We start from the raw sequence: 7488 nt of genomic DNA, 5'->3' as shown, positions 1-7488 counted from the left end.
CTTCACCCACCCAGCACGAGGCATACCCTACAAACTACACCCATGTAACCTTAACTGAACGGTATTGAGGCTAACGCTCCTCGGCACCTCGACCACCGGGACGAAAGAGCTCCTCCGCAAATCCATCGCAGAGGAATTGGGAGACACGCTCTGCGGGGTGGGTACCGCTGACCGGTGTTCGGCACGGAACGCCGACAGCCCGCCCGTCCACAGTGATCCTCGGTGTGCACGGCGTCTTTAGCATCTGTGTTCACTCGATCATTCACGGGCCGTTAGAGTTTCGACGGTGCTGCGACGGCGCACGCCATTCCGCGGCGACGATCGCCCGGTATAACCCGAAACGGCCGGCCCGGCTTCGTCACCGAACTCGACCGGGCCGACCAACGCGATCTACGCCGGCGGGGCGAAGAACTCCAGAGCGATGTTGTCGGGGTCGCGGAAGGAGATGCCCGACCCGTACGCCGCGTGCTTGATGCCGCCGTGGGCGATGCCGAGCTCGTCGAGCCGGGTGCGCCACCGCTCGAGGTCGTCCTGTCCGACCGCGAACCCTACGTGGTCGAGTCCGGTGCGCTTCTCGCTGAACACCTCCGACGGCGTCGAGTCGGTGTGGGTGTGCAGACCGAACAGCGTGCCGCCGTCGAGGGCGTACACGGCGTGGTGGAACGCGCCGGACTCCTCGTCCTCCTCGAGGACCGGCTCGGCGCCGAACAGGCGGCTATACCAGGACCGGCTGATCTCGAGGTCGGCGACGGTGATCGCAACGTGGGTGAGGGCGGGGAAGCCGGGCATGGAGAACTCCTGACGTCGGTGCGGGTCTTCTGTCGACGCTAGGTCGAACAGAGGAGTCCCCGAAGCACTTTCGTCGGCAACTCGTCGACTGGACAGGTGCGTCCGACCCGCCCCGGCCCGGCTCAGTCCGCGGCGAGCGCGGTGAGCACCGCGTCGTGCAGCAGTCCGTTGCTGGCCACCGCGTTGCCACCCCGGGGGCCGGGCGTCCCGTCGAGCGCGGTGAAGCGTCCACCGGCCTCTCGGACGAGGATGTCGAGGGCCGCGAGATCCCACAGTGAGACCTCGGGCTCGGCGGTGATGTCGACAGCACCTTCGGCGACGAGACAGTAGTTGTAGAAGTCGCCGTATCCGCGCACCCGCCACACCTCGTCGGTGAGTGCGATGAACTTGTCGCGGATGCCTGCCTGCGCCCACCCGGACAGACTGGAGAACGCCAGGCTCGCCGAGGCCACGTCGGCGACGCCCGACACCGACAACGACCGGGTGCGGCCGTCGAACTCCGCGAACGCGCCCTGGCCCTGCGCTGCCCACCAACGCCGACGCAGCGCGGGCGCCGAGACTACACCGACCGTCGGAACGCCGTCGACGAGCAGCGCGATCAACGTTGCCCACACCGGAACACCGCGCACGAAGTTCTTGGTCCCGTCGATCGGGTCGATCACCCACTGGCGTCCCGATCTCGTCGCCTCGCCACCGAACTCCTCGCCGAGTACGACGTCGTCGGGACGCCGGCGCGACAGGTGCTCGCGGATCATCTCCTCGCAGGCCAGATCGGCGTCGGAGACCGGTGTGAGGTCGGGTTTCTGCGACACCTGTAGGTCCAGCGCCCCGAAACGCGCCATGGTGAGATCGTCGGCGGCGACCGCCAGCGACAGCGCGATACCGAGGTCGGAATCGTTGGATTCGGGAACGGGGTGGGAGGTCACGCGCGAAAGCCTAACGCGGAGGCCGGGCCCGGTAGGGTGGCCGTCATGTGGATCACCGTCACGATCGCCATCCTCCTGGCGGTCATGGCCGTCGCGATGATCATGCAGATGCGTGGCCGCCGGGTCGGCGGCATCGGAGGCGGCGCCCGCGGCGGCGCCGGCCTGGTGCAGGGAACGATGACCCTCACCGGGGTCAGCGAGCGACCCGAGGCCGACAGCAAGGGCGAGGCGTTCTGCACCGTGTCGGGCACCATCGTCGGTCCGGGCACCCGACCGGCCGAGGTCTACGGGACGATGGTCCTCGAACAAGGCCAGCCGTGGCCGCAGATCGGCTCCGAACACCCGGTGGTCTACAAGCCGGGCAAGGCCGAGACCAGTTGGCATTTCGGTGAACTCCCGCCGCAGCCGCAGGTCCCGGGGGAGATGCCGCCGCCGACGTCCTGACGGCGCGTCCCAGCCGGTACCCTGAATAACCGTGCATCCCGACGTGACCGCAGATCTCGAATCCCTCGACACCACCCTCACCACCGTGGAGAAGGTGCTCGACGTCGACGAACTGCGCCGTCGGATCGAAGAGCTCGAGATGCAGGCTTCCGACCCCGAGTTGTGGAACGACCAGGAGCACGCGCAGAAGGTCACCAGCGAGCTCTCCCACGCCCAGTCGGAGTTGCGACGGGTCACCGAATTGCGTCAACGGCTCGAGGACATGCCGGTGCTCTACGAGCTCGCCGAGTCCGAGGAGGGTGAGGAACGGACCAGCGCGCTGGCCGACGCCGACGCCGAACGGGCCTCGCTACGGACCGACATCGCCGCGATGGAGGTCAAGACCATGCTCGCGGGCGAGTACGACGCGCGTGACGCACTGGTCAACATCCGATCCGGTGCCGGTGGCGTCGACGCCGCGGACTGGGCCCAGATGTTGATGCGGATGTATGTGCGGTGGGCCGAGCAGCACGGCTACGGCGTCGAGGTCTACGACACGTCCTACGCCGAGGAAGCGGGCCTGAAGTCGGCGACCTTCGCCGTCAAGGCCCCCTACATGTACGGCACCCTCTCGGTCGAGCAGGGCACCCATCGACTCGTCCGGATCAGCCCGTTCGACAACCAGGGCCGCAGGCAGACCTCCTTCGCCGAGGTCGAGGTGCTGCCCGTGGTGGAGACCACCGACCACATCGACATCGACGAGAACGAACTGAAGGTCGACGTCTACCGCTCCTCGGGCCCCGGCGGCCAGTCGGTCAACACCACCGACTCCGCGGTGCGTCTGACGCACCTGCCCACCGGCATCGTCGTCACCTGCCAGAACGAGAAGAGTCAGCTGCAGAACAAGGCGTCGGCGATGCGGGTGCTGCAGGCCAAACTCCTCGAACGCAAGCGTCAGGAGGAGCGCGCCGAACTCGATGCGCTCAAGGGCGACGGCGGATCGAGCTGGGGCAACCAGATGCGTTCCTACGTCCTGCACCCGTACCAGATGGTGAAGGACCTGCGGACCAACGTCGAGAGCAACAACCCGACCGCCATCCTCGACGGCGACATCGACCAGTTCATCGAGGCGGGCATCCGCTGGCGAATGGCCGATGTCGAGGCCTGAGTTGCTCGCGGCGGCGAGTCCGCATCACGTCCTTGCTGCGACCAGTCCGCAGAACGCCACCGAGCAGCTCATCGGGTCCATCTACGTCTGGCTGGTCACCAACGGGCTGCAGATGGTCACGTGGGTCCTCGGCGGCCTCATCGTCATCCGTCTCATCCGATGGTCGGCGGCCAAGTACGCCGCGCGCGTCGACAGCAGCTTCCACAACAGCGACCTGATCGTCCAGACCGAGGACACCAAACATCGTCGGGCCCTGGTCGACGTCGTCGCGTGGGTGCTGATCGTCCTGGTCATCGCGATCGTGTTGATCCGCTTCCTGGTGATCCTCAACGTGCCCATCACCGGTCTGACCGGCCCGGGTGCGGTTATCGGTGCGGCCCTCGGCTTCGGTGCGCAGCGCGTGGTGCAAGACATCCTGGCCGGGTTCTTCGTGGTCGCCGAGAAGCAGTACGGGTACGGCGACGTGGTGAGTCTGATGGTCACCGGCGGCCAGAACGCCGACGGCACCGTCGAGGACGTCACCCTGCGCGTGACCAAACTGCGCACCAGCGAGGGCGAGGTCATCACCGTGCCCAACGGCCAGATCATCAAGGCCACCAACCTGTCCAAGGACTGGGCGCGAGCGGTGGTGGACGTCCCGGTGCCGGCCAAGGCCGACATCGGACTCGTCAACGACACCCTCGACCGGGTGGGCCGCGAGTTCTACGCGACCGCGCGCTGGCACGACCTGCTCCTCGACACACCGTCGTCACTCGGGGTCACCGACCTCGAACTGGACGCGATCACCGTCCGCATCGTCGCGCGGACGCTGCCCGGCAAACAGTTCGAGGTGAGTCGGGCGCTGCGCGTGTCGATCGTGCGCGCTCTCGCCGCCGAGGGCATCACCGTCGCCGCCGGGCACGACGCCCAGTCCGGTGCGGCCCCGCCGGCGACACTCGCCGACACCGTGAGCGCGCCTGGCACCGACAGCCGTACCGGCCGGGACGGGGGAGCGTGATGGCCGATCGAGAACTGCCCGGCGACAAGCCGCCCGAGAACACGCCACCAGGTAAGACGCCTGATGACCCGACGCTCGCCCGTGAGGGCGAGCCCCGCCACCTGTTGCCGGACGACGCCGCGCGGCCCGCGGTGACGCCCGCTGTGACACCACCGCCCGCCACACCACCGCCCGCCACGACACCACCCGCCACGACACCACCCGCCACGACACCACCCGCCACACCGACTGCGACCAGGCGCACCCATGCCCCCGTCGACCCCATCGTCGACACCGACCAGATCCCGATCGTCACCGACGACGCCGAGTCCGACACCGGCGCACGCCCGGCCACCGATCCCACACCCGCGACGCCGCAGCGCCGTGGCTGGCGCGACCGGAACTGGAAGCACATCAAGGGCACTCGCGTGCGCTCAGGCACGGCGATCCTGGTGGTCCTGTTCGTGGCGTGCTGGGTGATGTACGGCTACACCTCGCAGCGCTACGCCCCGCCGGAGCAGCCGTCCACCGGCCGGCAGGTGGTGCGCACGAGCGAGCCGACCTATCGGGAACCGACGACCAGCTATTCGTCGACGACCTCGTCGTCGGTGTCCTCGTCGGACTCGGGCGAGTCGTCGGTGCAGTCCGGCGCGCCCGGTGCGCCCGGTGCAGGGGAGGAGTCGTCGACAGGGCAGTCCTCGGCGCCGAGCGGTGGTCTCATCCCCGGCTTCCGGCTGCCCTGGGAGACGACGACCACCACCACCGTGCCGACGCGCTGAGACGTGCGACCGAGGGCCGCAGGAGCGAGGTCAACGCGCCGCACGTCCGCCTGAACGGGACTCTCAGGCGTCGTCGTTACACTGGCTCCCTGTGATCACGCTGGACAACGTCACGATGAAGTACAAGGCCTCCTCGCGGCCGGCTCTGTCTGAGCTGTCCCTCGAGGTCGACAAGGGCGAGTTCGCGTTCCTCATCGGGCCCTCCGGATCGGGGAAGTCGACCTTCTTCCGGTTGTTGCTCAAAGAGGACAAGCCGACCTCCGGCCAGGTCTACGTCGGCGACTTCCACGTCAACACCCTCAAGGGCCGTCTGGTACCCAAACTGCGCCAGTCGATCGGCTGCGTCTTCCAGGATTTCCGGCTGCTGCAACAGAAGTCGGTCGCCGACAACGTCGCGTTCGCCTTGGAGGTGATCGGCAAACCGCCGTCGATGATCCGCAAGGTGGTGCCCGAGGTCCTCGACTACGTGGGTCTGGAGGGCAAGCTCGACCGCATGCCCTACGAGCTGTCGGGCGGTGAGATGCAGCGTGTGGCGATCGCCCGCGCGATCGCCAACCGGCCGCTGGTGCTGCTGGCCGACGAGCCCACCGGAAACCTCGACCCGGAGACCAGCGAGGAGATCGTCGACGTCCTCGATCGGGTGAACCGGCGCGGCACGACGGTGGTGATGGCCACCCATGACCGGCACATCGTCGACGCGATGCGCCGTCGGGTCCTCGAATTCGACAACGGGCGGCTGGTCCGCAACGACGAGCAAGGCGTCTACGGCATCGGCTGAGCGACCAGTGCCGATCTCGGCATCGCGTGCACGCGATGCCGAGAACCGTCGGCGCATCCGCGCGAGCCCCCACGACCAGAAGGACATCCGAGCAGCCATGCGAGCTCAATTCATCTTCAGCGAGGTCTTCAACGGCTTCCGCCGCAACCTGACCATGACGGTCGCGATGATCATCACCACCGCGATCACCCTGGGCATGTTCGGCGGCGGGCTGTTGGTGATCCAGATGGCCGACAAGAGCCAGAAGATCTTCCTCGACCGCGTCGAGATGCAGTTCTTCCTCAACGAGGACGTCTCCAAGGCCGACGCCAACTGCCGCAACGCCCCGTGCACCACGCTGCGCGCCGACCTCGAGAAGCAACCCGGCGTCGGATCGGTCACCTACGTCAGCCCCGAAGAGGGCTATCAGCAGGCCAAGGAGATGTTCGAGGAGACCTCGCCGGAGATCGCCGATCAGATCACCCAGGACACCTTCTCGCAGGCGTCGTTCAAGGTCCGGATGTCGGATCCAGATCGTTTCGACGACGTCTACAACGCCTTCTCGGGCCGCCAGGACCTCGGCGTCGAGGGCGCCCTGGATCAACGTGAACTCGTCAAACGGATCTTCGGGGTGCTCGACGGGGTGCGCAACGCCGCGTTCTCGGTGGCCGCGATCCTCGCGGTGGCCGCGATCCTGCTGATCGTCAACACGGTGCAGATCGCGGCGTTCACCCGGCGGACCGAGGTGTCGATCATGCGATTGGTCGGCGCGACCCGCTGGTACACCCAGCTGCCGTTCCTCCTCGAGGCGATGCTGGCCGCGTTCATCGGGTCGTTGCTCGCGATCGGTGGGTTGTTCCTGGCCAAACTCTTCTTCTTCGACAGAGCCCTGGCCGGTTTGTACGGGGTCAACATCGTGCCCCGGGTGACGATCGGCGACGTGTTGTTCGTCTCGCCGTGGCTCGTCATCGGCGGAATTGTGTTGGCAGCGGTGACCGGATATGTCACGCTGCGTGTCTACGTTCGCGAGTGAAGGAGGTGAGACGGCCGACATGGTCAAGGAGAAGGGGCGCAATCTGATCGCGTCCAATCGCAAAGCGCGACACAATTACACGATCCTCGACACCTACGAGGCCGGCATCGCTCTGCTCGGCACCGAGGTCAAGAGTCTGCGGGAGGGCAAGGCCTCCTTGGTCGACGCGTTCGCGACCATCGACGACGGTGAGGTCTGGCTGCGTGGACTGCACATCGCCGAATACGGCAGTGGGTCGTGGACCAATCACGCGCCGCGACGGAATCGCAAGCTGCTGATGCATCGTCGTGAGATCGACAACCTCGTCGGCAAGATCCGCGACGGCAACCTGACCCTGGTGCCGCTGTCGATGTACTTCAGCGACGGGCGGGCCAAGGTCGAACTCGCACTGGCCCGCGGTAAGCAGGCACACGACAAGCGCCAGGACATCGCGCGGCGCACCGCGCAACGCGAAGTCGCCCGCGAGATCGGCCGCCGCGTCAAGGGCATGTGATTGCGTGAGGCCGACCTCGACGCACTCGCGCCGGAGGATGTCGCACCGGTGGCCGCGCGCAGCTGTCGTGATCGTGACCCTGGTTGTGCTCGCGCTCGGTTGCACGCCCGAGGGAGACGACACCGTGCGCATCGGCGGGGGCGG

At 67.2% G+C, this 7488-nt stretch carries 9 protein-coding genes; 7 read left to right on the top strand and 2 right to left on the bottom strand.

All coding sequences use genetic code 11. The features are described from left to right. Positions 1-390: 390 nt before the first annotated feature. Positions 391-789, bottom strand: a complete 399-nt coding sequence (locus B1964_RS16195) for a VOC family protein (protein ID WP_079930506.1) — start codon at positions 787-789, stop codon at positions 391-393. Between the two features lie 122 nt (positions 790-911). After that, on the bottom strand, positions 912-1715 hold the full coding sequence (gene hisN / locus B1964_RS16190; protein WP_079930505.1) for a histidinol-phosphatase: 804 nt from the start codon (positions 1713-1715) through the stop codon (positions 912-914). A gap of 45 nt (positions 1716-1760) precedes the next feature. Between hisN and B1964_RS16185 the strand changes: the two genes are divergently transcribed. The 7 genes from B1964_RS16185 to smpB all read left to right on the top strand — a co-directional run bounded on the left by B1964_RS16185 (position 1761) and on the right by smpB (position 7344). Next, a complete protein-coding gene (locus B1964_RS16185; protein ID WP_043456619.1) occupies positions 1761-2159 on the top strand; it encodes a hypothetical protein in 399 nt (132 codons plus the stop codon). Positions 2160-2190: 31 nt separating this feature from the next. Further along, positions 2191-3306, top strand: a complete 1116-nt coding sequence (prfB, locus tag B1964_RS16180; protein ID WP_014360767.1) for a peptide chain release factor 2 — start codon at positions 2191-2193, stop codon at positions 3304-3306. Then, on the top strand, positions 3293-4303 hold the full coding sequence (locus B1964_RS16175; RefSeq protein ID WP_079930504.1) for a mechanosensitive ion channel family protein: 1011 nt from the start codon (positions 3293-3295) through the stop codon (positions 4301-4303). The genes prfB and B1964_RS16175 overlap by 14 nt, the downstream gene beginning before the upstream one ends. After that, positions 4303-5061 carry a hypothetical protein gene (locus B1964_RS16170; protein ID WP_079930503.1) on the top strand — a complete coding sequence of 253 codons (759 nt, stop codon included), beginning with the start codon at positions 4303-4305 and terminating at the stop codon, positions 5059-5061. The genes B1964_RS16175 and B1964_RS16170 overlap by 1 nt, the downstream gene beginning before the upstream one ends. A 91-nt stretch (positions 5062-5152) precedes the next feature. Then, a complete protein-coding gene (gene ftsE / locus B1964_RS16165) occupies positions 5153-5839 on the top strand; it encodes a cell division ATP-binding protein FtsE (protein ID WP_079930502.1) in 687 nt (228 codons plus the stop codon). 97 nt (positions 5840-5936) lie between these two features. Next, positions 5937-6851, top strand: a complete 915-nt coding sequence (gene ftsX, locus B1964_RS16160) for a permease-like cell division protein FtsX (RefSeq protein WP_006372872.1) — start codon at positions 5937-5939, stop codon at positions 6849-6851. 19 nt (positions 6852-6870) lie between these two features. Continuing rightward, a complete protein-coding gene (gene smpB, locus B1964_RS16155) occupies positions 6871-7344 on the top strand; it encodes an SsrA-binding protein SmpB (RefSeq protein ID WP_006372871.1) in 474 nt (157 codons plus the stop codon). The last annotated feature ends 144 nt before the right edge of the window (positions 7345-7488 follow it).

The organism is Gordonia sp. i37, from assembly GCF_002043085.1.
Classification (GTDB): Bacteria; Actinomycetota; Actinomycetes; order Mycobacteriales; family Mycobacteriaceae; genus Gordonia; species Gordonia polyisoprenivorans.
Note: the sequence above shows the minus strand (reverse complement) of the source record. Positions and strands in the feature narration are given on the sequence as shown.

Coding starts and splice junctions, on each gene's coding strand:
- B1964_RS16195 (WP_079930506.1), bottom strand. CDS start 789: ATGCCCGGCTTCCCCGCCCTCACCCACGTTGCGATCACCGTCGCCGAC.
- B1964_RS16185 (WP_043456619.1), top strand. CDS start 1,761: ATGTGGATCACCGTCACGATCGCCATCCTCCTGGCGGTCATGGCCGTC.
- B1964_RS16175 (WP_079930504.1), top strand. CDS start 3,293: ATGTCGAGGCCTGAGTTGCTCGCGGCGGCGAGTCCGCATCACGTCCTT.
- B1964_RS16170 (WP_079930503.1), top strand. CDS start 4,303: ATGGCCGATCGAGAACTGCCCGGCGACAAGCCGCCCGAGAACACGCCA.
- ftsX (WP_006372872.1), top strand. CDS start 5,937: ATGCGAGCTCAATTCATCTTCAGCGAGGTCTTCAACGGCTTCCGCCGC.
- smpB (WP_006372871.1), top strand. CDS start 6,871: ATGGTCAAGGAGAAGGGGCGCAATCTGATCGCGTCCAATCGCAAAGCG.